Annotated in this window: 18 protein-coding genes; 13 read left to right on the top strand and 5 right to left on the bottom strand. The window is 52.7% G+C overall.

What is annotated here, in order from left to right:
* Positions 1-70: 70 nt before the first annotated feature.
* Positions 71-802: a YafY family protein gene (locus D9A02_RS04790; RefSeq protein WP_120499822.1), complete on the bottom strand. Its 732-nt coding sequence runs from the start codon at positions 800-802 to the stop codon at positions 71-73.
* A gap of 75 nt (positions 803-877) precedes the next feature.
* On the opposite strand from D9A02_RS04790, the gene D9A02_RS04785 reads away from it, so the two are divergent.
* Complete coding sequence (locus D9A02_RS04785; RefSeq protein ID WP_120499821.1) at positions 878-1,192, top strand: hypothetical protein; 315 nt, start codon at positions 878-880, stop codon at positions 1,190-1,192.
* Positions 1,193-1,421: 229 nt separating this feature from the next.
* Here D9A02_RS04785 and D9A02_RS19140 read toward each other — a convergent pair whose 3' ends face one another.
* Positions 1,422-1,586: a hypothetical protein gene (locus D9A02_RS19140; protein WP_162932964.1), complete on the bottom strand. Its 165-nt coding sequence runs from the start codon at positions 1,584-1,586 to the stop codon at positions 1,422-1,424.
* A gap of 149 nt (positions 1,587-1,735) precedes the next feature.
* Between D9A02_RS19140 and D9A02_RS04775 the strand changes: the two genes are divergently transcribed.
* Complete coding sequence (locus D9A02_RS04775) at positions 1,736-2,635, top strand: helix-turn-helix domain-containing protein (RefSeq protein ID WP_120499819.1); 900 nt, start codon at positions 1,736-1,738, stop codon at positions 2,633-2,635.
* A 65-nt stretch (positions 2,636-2,700) separates the two neighbouring features.
* Here the strand turns inward: D9A02_RS04775 and D9A02_RS04770 are convergent, their stop codons facing one another.
* Positions 2,701-3,132 carry an Lrp/AsnC family transcriptional regulator gene (locus D9A02_RS04770; protein ID WP_120499818.1) on the bottom strand — a complete coding sequence of 144 codons (432 nt, stop codon included), beginning with the start codon at positions 3,130-3,132 and terminating at the stop codon, positions 2,701-2,703.
* 115 nt (positions 3,133-3,247) lie between these two features.
* On the opposite strand from D9A02_RS04770, the gene rocF reads away from it, so the two are divergent.
* The 7 genes from rocF to ilvN all read left to right on the top strand — a co-directional run bounded on the left by rocF (position 3,248) and on the right by ilvN (position 11,376).
* The gene (gene rocF / locus D9A02_RS04765; RefSeq protein ID WP_120499817.1) at positions 3,248-4,177 is read left to right on the top strand and encodes an arginase; all 930 of its coding nucleotides are present in this window, start codon (positions 3,248-3,250) and stop codon (positions 4,175-4,177) included.
* Positions 4,174-5,094 carry a citrulline utilization hydrolase CtlX gene (gene ctlX / locus D9A02_RS04760; protein WP_120499816.1) on the top strand — a complete coding sequence of 307 codons (921 nt, stop codon included), beginning with the start codon at positions 4,174-4,176 and terminating at the stop codon, positions 5,092-5,094. Before rocF ends, ctlX begins: the two co-directional genes overlap by 4 nt.
* 15 nt (positions 5,095-5,109) lie before the next feature.
* Complete coding sequence (locus D9A02_RS04755) at positions 5,110-6,156, top strand: ornithine cyclodeaminase (RefSeq protein ID WP_120499815.1); 1,047 nt, start codon at positions 5,110-5,112, stop codon at positions 6,154-6,156.
* 102 nt (positions 6,157-6,258) lie between these two features.
* On the top strand, positions 6,259-7,086 hold the full coding sequence (locus tag D9A02_RS04750; protein WP_120499814.1) for a glycosyltransferase: 828 nt from the start codon (positions 6,259-6,261) through the stop codon (positions 7,084-7,086).
* Between the two features lie 121 nt (positions 7,087-7,207).
* A complete protein-coding gene (locus D9A02_RS04745) occupies positions 7,208-8,707 on the top strand; it encodes an ABC transporter substrate-binding protein (protein WP_120499813.1) in 1,500 nt (499 codons plus the stop codon).
* Positions 8,708-9,016: 309 nt separating this feature from the next.
* Positions 9,017-10,771, top strand: a complete 1,755-nt coding sequence (locus D9A02_RS04740) for an acetolactate synthase 3 large subunit (RefSeq protein ID WP_120499812.1) — start codon at positions 9,017-9,019, stop codon at positions 10,769-10,771.
* 44 nt (positions 10,772-10,815) lie between these two features.
* A complete protein-coding gene (gene ilvN / locus D9A02_RS04735) occupies positions 10,816-11,376 on the top strand; it encodes an acetolactate synthase small subunit (RefSeq protein WP_120499811.1) in 561 nt (186 codons plus the stop codon).
* A 128-nt stretch (positions 11,377-11,504) separates the two neighbouring features.
* Here ilvN and D9A02_RS04730 read toward each other — a convergent pair whose 3' ends face one another.
* A complete protein-coding gene (locus D9A02_RS04730; protein WP_120499810.1) occupies positions 11,505-11,885 on the bottom strand; it encodes a hypothetical protein in 381 nt (126 codons plus the stop codon).
* Between the two features lie 223 nt (positions 11,886-12,108).
* Between D9A02_RS04730 and D9A02_RS04725 the strand changes: the two genes are divergently transcribed.
* From D9A02_RS04725 to D9A02_RS04710, 4 genes are all read left to right on the top strand, one after another.
* Entirely contained in the window at positions 12,109-12,930 is an 822-nt protein-coding gene (locus tag D9A02_RS04725) for a helix-turn-helix transcriptional regulator (RefSeq protein WP_254054545.1), read from the top strand.
* Positions 12,931-13,125: 195 nt separating this feature from the next.
* On the top strand, positions 13,126-14,286 hold the full coding sequence (locus tag D9A02_RS04720; protein WP_120499809.1) for an aromatic ring-hydroxylating dioxygenase subunit alpha: 1,161 nt from the start codon (positions 13,126-13,128) through the stop codon (positions 14,284-14,286).
* A complete protein-coding gene (locus D9A02_RS04715; protein ID WP_120499808.1) occupies positions 14,283-14,498 on the top strand; it encodes a hypothetical protein in 216 nt (71 codons plus the stop codon). Before D9A02_RS04720 ends, D9A02_RS04715 begins: the two co-directional genes overlap by 4 nt.
* Before the next feature lie 76 nt (positions 14,499-14,574).
* The gene (locus tag D9A02_RS04710) at positions 14,575-15,195 is read left to right on the top strand and encodes an NTP transferase domain-containing protein (protein WP_120499807.1); all 621 of its coding nucleotides are present in this window, start codon (positions 14,575-14,577) and stop codon (positions 15,193-15,195) included.
* 22 nt (positions 15,196-15,217) lie between these two features.
* Here D9A02_RS04710 and D9A02_RS04705 read toward each other — a convergent pair whose 3' ends face one another.
* Positions 15,218-16,192 carry an HAD family phosphatase gene (locus D9A02_RS04705; protein WP_120499806.1) on the bottom strand — a complete coding sequence of 325 codons (975 nt, stop codon included), beginning with the start codon at positions 16,190-16,192 and terminating at the stop codon, positions 15,218-15,220.
* Positions 16,193-16,217 lie beyond the last annotated feature (25 nt).

The following is a 16,217-nucleotide window of genomic DNA, read 5'->3' as shown; positions in this document are numbered from 1 at the left end:
GGCACTTGTAAAAAGGTCCGCTCTGAGCTCATTGTGGCGGATGCTGCGCAGGTGCTGAATGACCGCGTTTCTATTTCAGCAGTTTGTTCCCCTCCAAGGACTGGGCGAAGCTTGTCTTCGACAAAACCTGAAACTTCGTGTCGGTGAGCTCAGCGCTTAGGACCCGATCGCAACGGAATGTTCGCATAGCGTCGCGGAGGTGATCGACGGCAAGCACATACCAGATCGGATAGTTCAGTAGAAGGTAATGCGCTTCTATCTCGCGGGTGGTGATCTTATCGTCGTCCTTATAGCGGATACTCACGTTTGTCTGATCGAGAAAACCCTGGTGCAGTTTCTGGACCGCCTTACCATCGGCCAAAACAACTGACCCTTGAACGAAGGTCGAAGCCGTCTCGCCGATCAGTATTCGAGACTTTAGCCGATCAACTCTCTCCCTTTTCTCCGCCGAGAATGAGGCGATGAGTTGCCGTCTGATGGATGCTAGGTTCGCAAGGAAAATCGGTGACTTCATCTGCTCGGCAACGGAAATGCTGATTAGAAGGTCGACCGCTTCAGGGTAGCTCAAGTTGAGGCGCCCGATGCCCCAGTGACGATCCAGCCGAACGCCGCCACCGCGTCCGCGATCCGAGTCAATTGGGAGGCCCTGGTCTCGCATCAGCTGCAAATCGCGTGAGATTGTGCGCTCGCTTACATCATGGGATTCAGCCAGCTCCTTGATGGTGCTGAACCCTTCTTGCTTGAGGTGTGCTGCCAAAAGTTCAAGCCGTCTGAGCCGATCATATGAATTTGCGCGCGCCATTCCATAAATACGACATAAAATGTCATATTAAGCAATAAATATCTTCGTGACACAACGACCATTGAAGGAGAAAAGATGTCACCAGTTACTGTTCTTGCACCCATCAAACTTGCTGAGGGTAAAACTGAGGCCGATCTGCTTGCAGCCTCGAAGGCGTTCCAAAAGGACTTTGTCGCGCATGAAGCAGGCGTGTTGCGTCGTGAGCTTGTTCGCAAGTCTGACGGAACCTACCTCGATATCGTCCAGTTCCGAAGCCGCGACGACTACCAAGACGTTATCAAGAAAGAAATGGAATCGCCCGTTTGCGCGATGTTCTTTTCAGTCATGGACCTCAGTGACTTCGACCATGAAGCCGAGATGGATGTCTATGTCTCGCTTGAAACACATTGAACAAGAGTTTTGCGGTCCTGCTTCGGGGCCGCAAAACGCAGAAACAGACATTCAATCTGCAAAAGCGAACGGCGGTTTCGTCCCGCTTAGCCGCCGTTGGATGAACCACCTAAGATTATGGTCAACACGATCAGGTACGCACGACGGTTCCGTTTCAGATCATTTATGCAAGAAGCCTAAGATCAGCACTATCCAACAGTCATCCGTCACTGCGAATCAGATTGCCTCATCAAATCTTTTGGCACAGCTTGGCCCTTTGGCGACGATCCTTTGTATACCAATCATCCGGGTCCACGGGTTGATTGTGCCGGCAACGCGCGCCTTTTAGGTTTGAAGAAAACGGAACACTGGTCAGAACACTAACCTGTGTCAGCGATGAAATGCGGCGAGTCATGGCGTGCCTCCTGCGATTGAAAACCTGCAATCACCCTGCCCCTGTGTCGGACATCAAACCACGGCCTCGATCCGGTAGAACCCGTAACAACCCGTAAATCACCCCGAATTCACTTGGCGAAGTGATAGGGCGGATGTCATGCTTATGGCATGGCCCATGACGCATCTCTCTTTGCCCGCAAACTAAAAGATTGGCGCGCACGCAATGGCACCCACGGGCGTGTCACACAAGAAGGTCTGGCCGAGATTTTAGGGGTGAGCATCGAAGCGATCAGCAAATACGAGCGCTCGCTCTCTTTCATTCGCGGTGATCTTGAACACAGACTAAACGAACGGCTTGGTTGGGCATCTCCCGACATTCTGGCCTGCCGTACAGATTGGGAGGCGCGTCACTCTTCTCCATCAGACAACAACACCTACCACTTACTTGATGATCATTCGGTGAATACGGCGTTTGATGGCTCGTGGAAAACGGCAGCACGTGCCTCAATCGAATTTGCGGATGACGTTTTGGGGCATGTTCCACCCCAGTTTGCGGCCAACGAAAGTATCTTCGGGCCGATCTACGAGGTTCACCGTGATCACTGGTGTGCCGTCATGTGTAATGGCCAGATGGTGGCTAAATGGGCCCTGCCTTTTCTCATCCCCGAAGACGAAGCCCGCTTCCGCTCAGGCGAACTGGTTGAAACCGAGCTTTCGCTTGACCGCATTCACCGTCCTATTCTGCCCGGCACTTACTTTGGCTACTGCCCCATTCTCGCCGTTGGTCCAGGCCATCAAGCCGCCACGACCCTATTGCTGTCATCTTTCATCGATTTTCTGGAGACCGAAGCCCGCCGTGGCGTCTTACTGCATGGTATTGGAACGATCTCCTGTTCTGCCGGAGGTGAACAGATCTGCCGCGATCTAGGCATGGTTCATTTGCGCAATCACCAAACTGAGCCGACTTATGGAGTGTGGGAGCTAACCGGGGTCGGAATTGCCAACTCCATCTTCGCCCGCCGCAGCCCCTTCTTAAGGCAATGCTACTGCGATGAGTTCGGCACCTGACCCAGATCTGCGAGTTGCGTACCAAACCCGCGTACAAGTGGTACAGGTTGTACGCAAATTTGCGTCTAACCAGTCGAAGATTTGCGTGTGCTCAGCAGCAGGCTGGTTTCCGAGCTGGCGATCCCGTCAAACTTGCGGATCTGCGCGAGAATCTTATCCAGATGCTCCAGTGTTGCCGTTCCAATCTCGACGATCAGATCCCAGCGCCCGTTGGTGGTATGAATCGCCCGCACCTCTCGCAGGCCATTGAGTTGCCTCAATATTCTCTCCATTCCGCGCCCTTCAATTCCCAACGACATCAAACCGCGCACCGGATCCAACGCGGTTTCGCCCTTCAAAACAACGGTAAACCCTACGATCTCACCATTTTGTTTAAGTCGCTCAATCCGCCCGCGCACAGTGGTCCGCGACACTCCCAGCGTTATGGCCAGATCAGACAAAGAAGCCCGCGCATTGTGCCGAAGTGCTGAGATAAGCTGCTGGTCAGTATCGTCCATTTTGCTCACTATAAAGTTCATTTTGGTAAATTCAGTTCCATTATGTGCAAAATGATGCCTTTAACGCAACCGCTTTAGCGGTATTTATATATTATCACTCGAAAAGGATTGTACCATGCCCCCCCATTCCTGCATTCTGATTGGCGCACCCGTCGACAGCGGCAAACGCCGCCGTGGCTGTATCATGGGACCAGATGCCTACCGTGTTGCAGGCCTGTCCGAAACATTGTCCGAGCTCGGCTACCGTGTCGAGGATTGGGGCAACCTTGCCGCCACTGAAAATTCAAACGCAAAAAATCTGCCAGATCATATTCACGCCGGAGAAGAGACCATCGGCTGGACCAACGCATTGATTAACAGTGCCGAGGCCGCGATGGACCAGGGTCTGCCAATCTTTCTGGGCGGCGATCACAGCCTTTCACTTGGCTCCGTAGCCGGAGTGGCTAATCACGCAGCTAAATCTGAACGCCCGCAGTTTGTACTTTGGCTGGATGCACATAGTGACTTCCACACCCCTCAATCAACCGCCTCGGGCAACCTGCACGGCACGCCACTGGGCTATGTAACTGGTCGAGAAGGATTTTTTGGCTTCCCAGAAGTGACGAACCCGATTCCACAAGAAAACATCTGCATCATCGGTTTACGTTCTGTTGATCAGGCCGAACGCGAAGCCCTGCAAAGCACAGACATTCGCTATCACGACATGCGCCAGATTGATGAACATGGCATTGCTCGGCCTCTGACAACGTTTCTGGAGCACGTTGCCCAACAAAATGGCGCGTTACATGTGTCTTTGGACGTCGATTTTCTTGACCCATCTTTCGCCCCTGCAGTCGGCACAACCGTACCTGGCGGTGCAACTGTACGAGAAGCGCATCTGGTTATGGAAATGATCAGCGACAGCGGCTTGATGACTTCTCTTGATCTGGTCGAACTCAACCCTTTCCTTGATGAGCGTGGAAAAACCGCACAGGTGATGGTCGATCTGACAGCCTCGGCCTTTGGCCGCCGCGTCTTTGACCGCCCGACAAGAGCCTTCACATGAGCATTCAAGCCCCTTCCAGCGTGGTTATGATTCGTCCAGATCAATTCCACCCAAACCCTCAAACCGCTGGCGACAACGTCTTTCAAACCGAATTGGACACTGATGCCGTCACCATCGCCGCACGGGCACAAAGCGAGTTTGATCAAGCAGTTGAAACACTGCGAGAGGCTGGCATCGAGGTCCATGTTTTTCAAGATCACGGCGCTGATACGCCGGATTCTGTTTTTCCGAACAACTGGTTCTCCACTCACGCTGGCGGATCAATCGCAATTTACCCGATGTATGCCCAGAACCGCCGCCGCGAGCGTCGCGCCGATGTGATCGAGCTGCTTAAACGCGATTACCGTGTACAGGAAGTCATCGACTATTCCGGGCTGGAACCCGATGGCCTTTATCTCGAAGGCACCGGTGCCATGGTGATCGATCATCTGACGCGCGTGGCTTATGTCGCGCGCTCTCATCGGGCTGATCCGATTTTGCTGGAACGGTTTTGCACCCAATTTGGCTACGAGCCGGTCGTGTTCGATGCAGTCGATCAGAATGGCGTACCAGTCTATCACACCAACGTTTTGATGGCGATTGGCACAAAGATCGTGATGATCAGCCTTGAAATGATCCCAGATACAAATCGTCGCGCAGAAATCGCAAGGCGCCTGCGCGAACCAGATCGCGAAATCATTGACCTAACGCCTGCACAAATCCATGCTTTTGCCGGTAACGCTATTGAGCTGTCCTCGCCCGAAGGCCGGGTTCTGGCACTATCACAATGTGCGTTTGACGCCCTGACCACCAATCAGATCAACCAGCTGGAAAGGTCGGTCCGGCTACTCCACTTATCTATCCCTACACTGGAAAGTGCAGGCGGCTCGGTGCGCTGTATGCTCGCCGGCATCCACCTTTCCAAGCGCACCCATTAAGAAAGAGCGATTACAATGTTGCAACCTTCAGACAAAGCCCTCGTTCCCTTTGTATCCGTCGACGACATGATGAAGCTGGTCCACCACATCGGTATTGAGCCGATGCTGACAGGGATTGCCGAATATATCGAAGCCGACTTTCGTCGGTGGGAGCTATTCGACAAAACCCCACGTATCGCCAGCCATTCAAAGGAAGGCGTGATTGAGCTAATGCCAACTTCGGATGGCGAGGTTTATGGCTTTAAATACGTCAACGGCCACCCCAAGAATACCAAAGACGGGCTACAAACCGTCACCGCATTCGGCCTGTTGGCAGATGTAAATACCGGCTATCCTGTGTTGCTAACCGAAATGACCGTTCTGACCGCACTGCGCACAGCGGCCACCTCGGCCATGGTGGCCAAATACTTGGCACCGAAAGGTTCGACCACCATGGCGATGATCGGCAATGGCGCACAATCGGAATTCCAAAGCCTCGCGATGAAGGCGATCTGTGGCATCGATAGCGTCCGCCTGTATGACATAGACCCAGCCGCAACAGACAAAGCCGCCCGCAATCTGGCCGGTATGGGGTTGAACGTTGTGAAATGCACATCGGCCGAAGCCTCGATGGAAGGCGCACAGATCATCACCACCTGCACCGCCGATAAGCAGTGCGCCACAATTCTGACCGACAACATGATTGGATCAGGCGTCCACATCAATGCCATCGGCGGCGATTGCCCCGGCAAAACCGAACTGGCACCGGCGATCTTGCACCGCAGCGATATTTTTGTGGAGTTCCCTGAGCAAACTCGTATCGAGGGTGAGATTCAGCAGATGGCAGATGATCACCCCGTTACAGAGATGTGGGAAGTAATTTCTGGCAAAACCCAAGGCCGCACCAGCGCCGAGCAGATCACACTGTTCGACAGCGTCGGATTTGCTATCGAAGATTTCAGTGCTCTGCGTTATGTCCGCGATCATATCAAAGGCACAGGGCTGTTCATCGATCTGGACCTTTTGGCCGATCCAGATGACCCGCGTGATCTGTTTGGGATGGTTCAGCGCGCTGAGCCCTGAACAGCGTAACGTTCCGCGGCATCCCATCCAGCCCAGCCTTGCCAAAGGGGGCAATTTCCGTGAAAAGCGGCATGCACCCCTTGGTAGAGCTATTGGTCAGATATGAAGTATTCAATCGTCATTCCCGTTTTCAACTCTGGTTCGAAGATTGTCACTACGATCGAAAGCCTGCTACAGCAGGCTTCGGTCCTCAAGGGCGCAGACAGTGTTCATGTGATCGTTGTCGACGGTGCATCAACCGATGATACGCTTGAACATGTCCGCGCGTTTGATGACCCTCGCATCGATATTATATCAGAACCAGACAACGGCATGTACGACGCTTTGGCCAAGGGCTTGGCGAAGATATCCGAAAGCGACGTAACAAGTTATTTGCCCGCTGGCGAACGGTATGATCGCTATACCTTCGAAATCGTTTCGATGGTGTTTGGCAAATACGAGAAAATCAAGTGGCTGACAGGTCGCGCCATTGCACGAAACTGCTTTGGGCATATTCACGATGGTCGCCTGCGCCACCCTTTCCATCGCAACCTGATTGACTGCGGCATGTACGGCACGCGGCTGGATGCTATTCAACAAGAAAGCACTCTTTGGCGTTCTAGTGAGGATTTTCAGATTGATCTTGAGCGCCTTAAGACATTCAAACTGGCCGGTGATTATTTTCTATGGAAATCACTCGCAAAACAAAATGAACTTCACGTTGTGAACGCTCACCTAGGATCATTCACGTTTGAGGGTGATCAATTATCTCAGCAGGTTCCTGGTGCCTATCGCGCAGAAATGCGCACGATACGACGAAAACCAACAGTGCTGGAACGCCTGCACGGTTTGGTACTGCGCAAACGCGAAAAACGGACCCTGCCAAAGCCTTCTGCAAGCCGCATGGTGACATTTCATCTCGATTCTGAAGAGTGGGTCCTGAACGACTAAGCCCCATCCAAACAATCGGTGCGTTTATCTTTCATCACATCCCTTCACAAATCTGCGTAACATTTGATTTATTGGGCCAGATCGGCCACAAATCAATCCAGCTACCAGACCGGGATGAACCATGCGCCTGCTGATCACCATGACTATCGCCATGACGTTTGTGGCACAGCTTGTCTTAGCTCAATCTGACAGCGTCTTCCGGCAGGCTCATGATGTTGGCAAAGGAGATCGATCCAGCCTTGATCCAATCTCACAAGGCCGGGTGTTGCAAGTTACGGAAAAGATCATGAACCGGCTGGCCCGCCCCGACTCTGATGGCCTGCCGCAGCCGGACCTTGCGACCGAATGGTACACCAACAAAGACGGCACAGTTTGGACCATAAGGCTGCGTGATGGCGTGCGGTTCCACGATGGCAGTACATTTGATGCTAGCGATGTAGTTTATACTTTTAATCGCACGCTTGACCCTGCCACCAATAGCCCCGCTCAATCATTGCTCAAAATGATGACCAATATCGATGCACCGGACGATCTGACGGTTCGTTTTAGCCTGAAATCAACTTTTGCCGATCTTCCTCTTTTACTGATGGACCCCAGATTACGGATTATCCCTGATGGCTCTGGCGGAAAAATCGCCCAAACCGGTATCGGCACCGGTCCTTTCATGGTCGAAAAGTTTGACCCTGACGGTATCACACAACTTGTGGCCAATCCCGACTACTGGGAGGGCGCGCCCTACATTGAACGCATGGAAATTATAGGTGTGCCGGATTCCCAGGCGCGGTTGCAGGCATTTTTGGCCGGACAGCTGGATATGGAACGTGGCATTTTGCCCCTACTTCGCCGTGCTTTGTCAAAATCAGACCGTTACATCATTCAAGACATTCCCACCGGCAACTGGTCAGGCTTTGTCTTTCGAACTGATATCGCGCCCTTTACCGATGCCCGTGTCCGCCGCGCGATCCGTTTGGCAGTTGATCGTGAGGAGCTGTTGAAACTGGCATTGGACGGGGGGGGCACAATATCCTGCGACACCCCCGTTGCCCCAGATGACCAGTACCGCGCCACGATGAGCTGCCCACAGGATATCGGAGCTGCGCGGGCATTGCTGGCCGAGGCAGGCTATCCCTATGGCATCAATGTTGACCTGCATATATCGACGATAGATCAAGCTTGGTCAGCGATGGCCGTTGCCTTTCAGCAGCAAGTTGCCAAGGCAGGTATTAACGTCAACATCGTTAAGGCCTCTGCCGATGGATACTGGACAGAGATCTGGAAAAACAAGGATGGTTTCGCCACCAGTTGGTCCGCCCGCCCCGCAGATCAGGTGCTGAATGAAGCCTATCATTCAAACGCCAACGGCAATGAAAGCTATTACCGTGACCCAAACTTTGAGCTGATGTTACTGGCCGCTCGCAAAGAGCTGAATTTTGAGGCTCGGCGACACCTGTACATTCGCGCGCAAGAACATCTAGCCGACACCTCGGGAACACTTATTCCCTTTCACCGCAGTCAGCTAGTGGGCCTGTCAAAACGCGTGCGGGACTTGGATCCGGTGCGCAGCGATGTGATCCGCTGGCATATGGTCAAGCTGATTGATCATGAGGCAGAGGTAAACTAGTTGTTCATGCCCCAAATTGCATGAACTTTTATGTTTTAAAACAAGGGTTCAAAAAAATCACGCGCAATAAATGTAAAGAAATGCGCCAATTTCAGTAATAATTCTCGCAAAACCGGTTGACGCCCCTTTTCCACAGACATAGTGTCTCGCACACGCAGCGAAGGAGTCGCGCAATGAACGCGCTAGTCGTAATTCTAGGCAAAAGGCGCATGGGCCGGTAACGGACACCATAACGGTACCCCATGCGCCCCCGAAGATCGGGGGCTTTTTTTATGCGTATAACGATGACGTCACGAACGGAGCGATAGTATGACACGTCAGATGAGCGGAGCGAAAATGGTAGTCCAAACCTTGAGGGATCAGGGTGTGGATGTCGTGTTCGGATACCCCGGTGGCGCCGTGCTACCGATTTATGACGAAATCTTTCAGCAAAACGATATTCGCCACGTACTTGTCCGCCACGAACAAGGTGCGGTTCATGCCGCTGAAGGGTATGCCCGTTCAACAGGCAAGCCCGGTGTTGTTCTAGTGACATCCGGTCCAGGGGCGACCAATGCCGTGACCGGCATCACCGATGCGTTGCTTGATTCCATCCCGCTAGTAGTTTTGACCGGGCAGGTTCCGACCTTCATGATCGGCAACGATGCCTTTCAGGAAGCCGACACAGTTGGCATCACCCGCCCTTGCACCAAGCACAACTGGCTGGTCAAAGACACCGGTGATCTGTCGGACACTCTGCATCAGGCGTTCCACGTTGCCACCTCTGGCCGCCCCGGCCCGGTTGTTGTCGACATCCCCAAGGATGTTCAGTTCGCCAGCGCCGAATACACCCCTCCCGGCAAGGCTAAAACCAGTCATTATCAACCTCCTGTCAAAGGCGATCTGGAAACGATCACCGAACTGGTTGAGGCGCTGGAAACTGCTGAGCGCCCCCTGTTTTACACAGGTGGTGGCGTGATCAATTCCGGCACAGCCGCAAGCCAGCTTTTACGTGAGTTGGTTGAGGCCACAGGTATTCCGATTACCTCAACCCTGATGGGCCTGGGCGCTTATCCAGCCTCGGGCAAAAGCTGGTTGGGCATGCTGGGTATGCACGGTCTTTATGAGGCCAACATGGCCATGCATGACTGCGATCTGATGATTAACATCGGTGCGCGTTTTGATGACCGGATCACCGGGCGCGTCGATGCGTTCAGCCCGGGTTCAATCAAGGCGCACATCGATATCGATCCATCCTCGATCAACAAGGTAATCAAGGCGGACATTCCAATTGTGGGCGATGTAGGTCACGTGTTGGAAGACCTGCTCAAGGTTTGGAAATCGCGTGGCCGCAAGGTCAACCGCGAAGGTCTGCAGCAATGGTGGGCGATGATCGAAGACTGGAAAAAGGTCAACTGTCTGGCATTCACTCAAGAAGGCAAAGTCATCCGGCCACAGCATGCGCTGTCCCGACTTGAAGCTCTGACTAAAGATCACGATCGCTATATCTGCACCGAAGTTGGCCAACACCAGATGTGGGCGGCGCAATATCTGAACTTCGAGGACCCAAACCGCTGGATGACCTCGGGTGGCTTGGGCACTATGGGCTATGGCTTCCCGGCCTCAATCGGTGCGCAGATGGCACACCCGGAATCATTGGTTATCAACGTGGCAGGCGAGGCCTCGTGGCTGATGAACATGCAGGAAATGGGCACAGCGATGCAGTTCAATCTGCCGGTGAAACAGTTCATTCTTAACAATGAACGCCTTGGCATGGTACGCCAGTGGCAAGAGCTGCTGCATGGACAGCGCTATTCGCACAGCTGGTCAGAATCTCTGCCCGACTTTGTGAAACTCGCCGAAGCGTTTGGCGCCAAAGGCATCATCTGCTCAGATCCGGCGGATCTGGATGACGCAATCATGGAAATGATCAACTACGACGGGCCCGTGATTTTCGACTGTCTGGTTGAAAAGCATGAAAACTGCTTCCCGATGATCCCATCAGGTGAGCCACATAACAAAATGTTGCTGGGTGAAGCATCAACCGAAGACGCAATCGGAAATACTGGCGCGGTGCTTGTGTAAGCGTTTCTTCTTCGCTGACACACATCCAAAGGAAAGGCGTATAAATGTCTGCTCTAAAAATCAAAAAAGGCGCGAACAAGCATTCGGCCTATAACCTGCGCCCTACGTTTTCCGACGTGGTTGAATCGCACACATTGGCCGTAATCGTCGACAACGAACCCGGCGTTCTGGCACGTGTGATTGGTCTATTTTCAGGCCGTGGCTATAACATCGATAGCCTGACCGTGGCCGAAGTTGACCATACTGGACACATGTCGCGCATCACGATCGTAACCAAAGGAACGCCACAGATCATCGAACAGATCAAGGCACAGCTTGGGCGGATTGTCTCGGTCCATGAGGTGCATGATCTTACGGTCGAAGGTGATTCAGTTGAACGCGAGCTGGCTTTGGTTCGAGTGCATGGCTCAGGCGAGCAACGGGTCGAAGCGTTGCGTCTCGCCGAGATTTTCAGGGCACAGGTCGTCGATTCAACACATGAAAGCTTTGTGTTCGAGCTGACAGGCGCACCTGATAAGATCGATGCCTTCGCTGAACTAATGCGCCCGCTGGGACTAGGCCGTATCGCCCGGACCGGTGTCGCAGCCCTGTCACGCGGACGTTGATCTGCTCTTTGACGTTTGTTTAGAACGATATCAATTACAAAATCAAAAGCCCTGATCGCGATATATGCGATCAGGGCTTTTTAGCGGTAAATGACCATGAACTTTCCGCGCGGAAAAGCGAACCTTTCTCAGACACTTCTAAGCTGCTGACCACCTGGTATTGCCGGGCCTTTACTTGCCCGTAGCTTACGCGGCGTGCCAAAGGGAATGACCTTTGCACCACCAGTCTGCCCCGTCTCAATTTCCATCGCCTTTTTCGGATCTTGTACAGTCTTCAAACTGGAGGCCAGCTGCGGATATGCGTCGGGCTGTACCAATTGTGCATTAGTCGCCAAACGCATGTTGCCATCGTCGGCAATATCAAATTGCACCAGATCACCAGCTTCGATCTTGCAAACGTTGTGACCTTGAAGAACAGAACTGTTCAAAAAAGCTAAGTCCCCGTGATCTTCACACCAAATCACAGCACGGTTACTAATTTGATCGTTCCAAAGTATTACCCCAAACATGCGTCCCCCTATTTTACGCAATAGGGTCATTATCGGCATTCAAACCGTTTCTGGTATGCCTATTTGCGTGTCCATTATGCATAATTTGTGTCACCCATTTGGAATAACGACGCCAATTAGCGTCATCAGTGTCTTGGGACACATAAAATCGGAAAGCCGATAACTAGAAACCAATGAAATGAGTGTAGTAGTACATTCACAATCCTACAGAGCGGTCCATTTCGTGAATTATGCCTCCTCCCCTAGTATTGCCGCCCAGCATGAACCTGCTGCATTGCGAAAGGTTTTTGGCGAAAATCTCCGAGCGCTTTGCGCGCAACATCCATCTGTTGCCGGAATCTGCCGCGAGCTAAAGATCAACAGAACGCAATTCAATCGTTATTTGTCAGGTGAAAGCTTCCCTCGCCCCGACGTTCTGAGCCAAATCTGCCACTATTTCGGCGTCGACGCCCGGATTTTGCTGGAACCAATCAACAGCCTGAAGGCACGCAATATTGACCTACTGAACCATCCGGTTCTAAGTGGTTTTTTTGGTTCTGGTCCTGTTCATGTTGATGATAAGATTTTCCCAAGCGGATTTTATCGTTTTGTCCGACGTAGTTTCATTGATGATGATCAGTTTGTTTTGGGGCTTGTCTACGTCAAACGTGATGCCGGATACACGTTCCTGCGTGGCTATGAACCGCGTGATGCGCTGCGGATGCAAGGCCTGTCGACACACCCACAAAGCCGTGAATACCGTGGCATGGTCATGCGTCAGGAAGACGGCATCATGGCCATTGTCTCGCACCGCAATTCTATGTCGTGCTCATTCAATTTTTTGACACAGGAAACTTCGTTCCAATCCAATCTGTGGGAAGGTTATGCCACCCGAACCACCCGTGAACAGGTAACCGGTCGGCGCGCAACGCGCATGGTCTACGAATACATAGGACACGACACCGCCGCGGTTATGAAAAGCGCCCGACAGGCAGGTCTGGTCCCACAAGAGGATGTGGCACCGTTCCACATTCGGCTTTTACGTCTGGAACAGGAATTCCGTTAGTCCACCGCAAAGATGTCGCCTCACGCGTGCTGCATGTCGTGAAAAGTTGACCAAAGATCGCGATTTGATAAAATTATGGCCTGCAGGCGAGGTGGTGACCCTACCGCATCTACCCCAGATGAAGCCGTCCCTTGACCATGATTTTCGTTGGCTCATATTCGATTTGCCAGCAGCCACCAAAAACGGAGAGCCACGATGCCGCAGCCCATCACCGATCTGTCAAATGTGCGCAACACAGTCGACAAGGCCAACGGCCTGCCCAATCCACACTACGTCGATCCCATTGTTTTTGAGGAAGAAAAAAGTGCGCTGCTGAAAACTCAATGGGCTGGACTAGCCGTAGCGGCAGATGTGCCTGAATCTGGTGACGCGAAGCCGATCGAATTTTTGGGGCAACCTCTGCTTTTGCTTCGCGACAAGGATGGTGTTGTGCGTGTGTTTCATAACATTTGCCGACACCGCGGTATGATTCTGGTGGAGGAAGCTCGCAAAATTGAAGGCGCGATCCGCTGCCCTTATCACTCTTGGTGTTATTCAACCAAAGGCAACTTGGTTGCCACACCACATGTTGGCGGCGCCGGATACAACACCCACGAATCGATCAATAAATCTGAGCTGGGCCTGATCGAAGTCCGCAGTCATATCTGGCGCGATGTAATCTGGGTCAACCTTTCAGGCACGGCCCCGACCTTTGAGGAAGTAAACGCAGATCTTATTGAGCGTTGGAAAGAATTTGATCTGCCGCTGTATCATGGCGGAACCGACAGCCACTTTGAACTGCACCTCAAAACCAACTGGAAACTGGCGATCGAAAACTACTGCGAAAGCTACCACCTGCCTTGGGTGCATCCGGGGTTAAACAGCTATTCTCGCCTGGAAGATCACTACAACATCGAAGAATACGGCCAATACTCGGGCCAGGGCACAACCGTCTATCGCCAACTCAAAGACGAAGAGGGAAAGAGCTTCCCTGATTTTCCTGTGGTCGGCCCAAAATGGGGCGAGCAGGCCGAATATATCGCCGTATATCCCAATGTTTTGCTGGGTGTTCAGCGGGATCACGCCTTCACCATCGTACTGAACCCAATCAGCACCGAAAAAACGGTTGAGCATATTCACCTCTACTATGCGGTGCCAAAGACAGATCACTCCCTGCGGGCCACCAATACCAAGATGTGGAAAGAGGTGTTCGAGGAAGATATTTTTGTCGTCGAGGGTATGCAGAAAGGCCGCCATGTCGAAGGTTTTGATGGCGGGCGTTTCTCACCTGTGATGGATAGCCCGACACATTGCTTCCACGATTGGGTGGCTGGCAAGATCGAAACTTACCGCGCCATGCAACAGGCCGCTGAATGAGCGACACGCTTGACGCGCGAATGATCGCAGCGCATGAGGCGGGTGATAAACCCGCCTTGGTGCGCTTGTACTCACAAGCCGCGGATGAAGCGAACGATGTCGACGCAAGCTGTTTCTACCTGACACATGCTTACATCTTCGCCCTCGATAGCGGTTCGCCAGAAACCGAAACACTACAAGCGCGCCTCATCGCACAGGGGCGCGAAAACTGAGCTACAGCAAAGCGGCTCTTCCCCCTTATGCTGCCTCATGCCAGACTGCGCTTATCCAAAACTGTGACGCAGGCGTATGAACTCGATACCATCAAACACCGACTTGGCAATCCTGATCCCCGCTGCAGGGGCGTCCTCGCGTATGCGCGGCTCTGACAAGCTTCTGGAGCGGGTTGAAGGTCAGCCCTTGCTCCAGCGCCAAACCCAACTTGCACTCGACACTGGAATGCAGGTCTGTGTTACTCTCCCCGCAACGCCATCTTTACGGCACAGCTTGCTTGCCTCGCTCGCCAGGCCTTCCTTAACGCTTATCTCCTGCCAAGATGCATCCGAAGGGCTGGCAGCCTCAATTCGCGCAGGGGCACAGTGGGCACAGCGGAAAAAATTGAACAGCTTGATGGTCTTGCTGGCAGACCTGCCTGAGATTACGTCAATAGACCTGCAGAAGATGATTGTAGAATATACGACTGCGCCGCAATCCGTATTCCGGGCATGCGATATCAATGGCACGCCCGGCCATCCCGTCATCTTTCCGCAGCGTATGTTTAAGCGTTTAAACACCCTTACGGGGGACCGGGGCGCAAACGCTTTGCTAAAACAGGAAAAAGTGACGTTGATCCCCCTGACGGACATGCACGCGACCACCGATCTCGACACGCCCGAGGCATGGGCCGCTTGGCGCCACAAATCCCCTTAACCGCGAAACTGCGGAGTTTATATCATTGAAACCCTGTAAAAACGCGTGACCAGTCATTTGCCATATCAACCAGGACCCAACCACGCTCTGCAGCCTCGTCCAAGCCTCGGTTAAGAACGCCAATATGGCCTTCGCGGTCATAGGCCCATTCGCGCTCAGAATCCGTGTGATGAACAAGAATGCCCAGCCGTGGGCCCTCACCCGCAGTCGACCATTCCAACATGGCGAAATCACCGTCAGAATTACCGCCGGCAATGATGGGGCGTTTGCCAATTATGCGCTCAATATTGATAGGCTTACCTTCTTTGTCATCCACAAACCCAATGGCAGGCGCCTTGACGATCTGCGGCACACCATCTGTCACCTGATATTCGGTTTCGGTGTAAGTTCCGATGACCTGCTCGGTTGGTATGCCGTAAGCTTCTTGCGTGAAGACGCGCATGAAATGGACCCCACCACCTGACACGATATAAGTCTTAAAGCCTTCATCACGCAGGTAACGAAGCAATTCGACCATCGGCTGATAAGTCATCTGGTCATACGGCAGGCCCGTTTTAGGGTGTGTCGCAGTGGCAAGCCAGTCTGCGACAGCCTCCTGAAAGCTATCTACCGTCATGCCGGAATGGGTTATTTTAAGAACCTCAATCACACCCTCTTTGCCAGTAGCCATAAGGCTCTGGTAGTCGCCCGCCGCCGCAGCCTTAAGCGCGTCAGACGTGAGTATGGATGGATCCGCATCGGCCATCTTAGCAACCTGATCAACGGCATAGATCAACTGAAAATAGGCCGGCTGCTCGCCCCACAAAGTACCGTCATTATCGAATACTGCGATACGATCAGAAGGGATAACATAATCTTCTGAATTAGGGTCGGTAACCGATTGTACAAATTCAACAATTTGCGTTTCAGAATCCCCTTCCCAAGATGGTAATGGGTCGGTGGATGCAATTGCAGGAAGCAAAACCAAAGACATTCCAACTGAAAATAATTTCTTCATGGCAATCTCCAAAATATCGAACGGG

Source organism: Roseovarius sp. EL26 (assembly GCF_900327775.1).
Lineage (GTDB): Bacteria > Pseudomonadota > Alphaproteobacteria > Rhodobacterales > Rhodobacteraceae > Roseovarius.
Note: the sequence above shows the minus strand (reverse complement) of the source record. Positions and strands in the feature narration are given on the sequence as shown.

What these genes read in the sequence shown, in the direction of transcription:
- D9A02_RS04790 (WP_120499822.1), bottom strand. Translation starts at nt 802, where the DNA reads ATGGCGCGCGCAAATTCATATGATCGGCTCAGACGGCTTGAACTTTTG.
- D9A02_RS04785 (WP_120499821.1), top strand. Translation starts at nt 878, where the DNA reads ATGTCACCAGTTACTGTTCTTGCACCCATCAAACTTGCTGAGGGTAAA.
- D9A02_RS19140 (WP_162932964.1), bottom strand. Translation starts at nt 1,586, where the DNA reads ATGACTCGCCGCATTTCATCGCTGACACAGGTTAGTGTTCTGACCAGT.
- D9A02_RS04775 (WP_120499819.1), top strand. Translation starts at nt 1,736, where the DNA reads ATGGCCCATGACGCATCTCTCTTTGCCCGCAAACTAAAAGATTGGCGC.
- D9A02_RS04770 (WP_120499818.1), bottom strand. Translation starts at nt 3,132, where the DNA reads ATGGACGATACTGACCAGCAGCTTATCTCAGCACTTCGGCACAATGCG.
- rocF (WP_120499817.1), top strand. Translation starts at nt 3,248, where the DNA reads ATGCCCCCCCATTCCTGCATTCTGATTGGCGCACCCGTCGACAGCGGC.
- ctlX (WP_120499816.1), top strand. Translation starts at nt 4,174, where the DNA reads ATGAGCATTCAAGCCCCTTCCAGCGTGGTTATGATTCGTCCAGATCAA.
- D9A02_RS04755 (WP_120499815.1), top strand. Translation starts at nt 5,110, where the DNA reads ATGTTGCAACCTTCAGACAAAGCCCTCGTTCCCTTTGTATCCGTCGAC.
- D9A02_RS04750 (WP_120499814.1), top strand. Translation starts at nt 6,259, where the DNA reads ATGAAGTATTCAATCGTCATTCCCGTTTTCAACTCTGGTTCGAAGATT.
- D9A02_RS04745 (WP_120499813.1), top strand. Translation starts at nt 7,208, where the DNA reads ATGCGCCTGCTGATCACCATGACTATCGCCATGACGTTTGTGGCACAG.
- D9A02_RS04740 (WP_120499812.1), top strand. Translation starts at nt 9,017, where the DNA reads ATGACACGTCAGATGAGCGGAGCGAAAATGGTAGTCCAAACCTTGAGG.
- ilvN (WP_120499811.1), top strand. Translation starts at nt 10,816, where the DNA reads ATGTCTGCTCTAAAAATCAAAAAAGGCGCGAACAAGCATTCGGCCTAT.
- D9A02_RS04730 (WP_120499810.1), bottom strand. Translation starts at nt 11,885, where the DNA reads ATGTTTGGGGTAATACTTTGGAACGATCAAATTAGTAACCGTGCTGTG.
- D9A02_RS04720 (WP_120499809.1), top strand. Translation starts at nt 13,126, where the DNA reads ATGCCGCAGCCCATCACCGATCTGTCAAATGTGCGCAACACAGTCGAC.
- D9A02_RS04715 (WP_120499808.1), top strand. Translation starts at nt 14,283, where the DNA reads ATGAGCGACACGCTTGACGCGCGAATGATCGCAGCGCATGAGGCGGGT.
- D9A02_RS04710 (WP_120499807.1), top strand. Translation starts at nt 14,575, where the DNA reads ATGAACTCGATACCATCAAACACCGACTTGGCAATCCTGATCCCCGCT.
- D9A02_RS04705 (WP_120499806.1), bottom strand. Translation starts at nt 16,192, where the DNA reads ATGAAGAAATTATTTTCAGTTGGAATGTCTTTGGTTTTGCTTCCTGCA.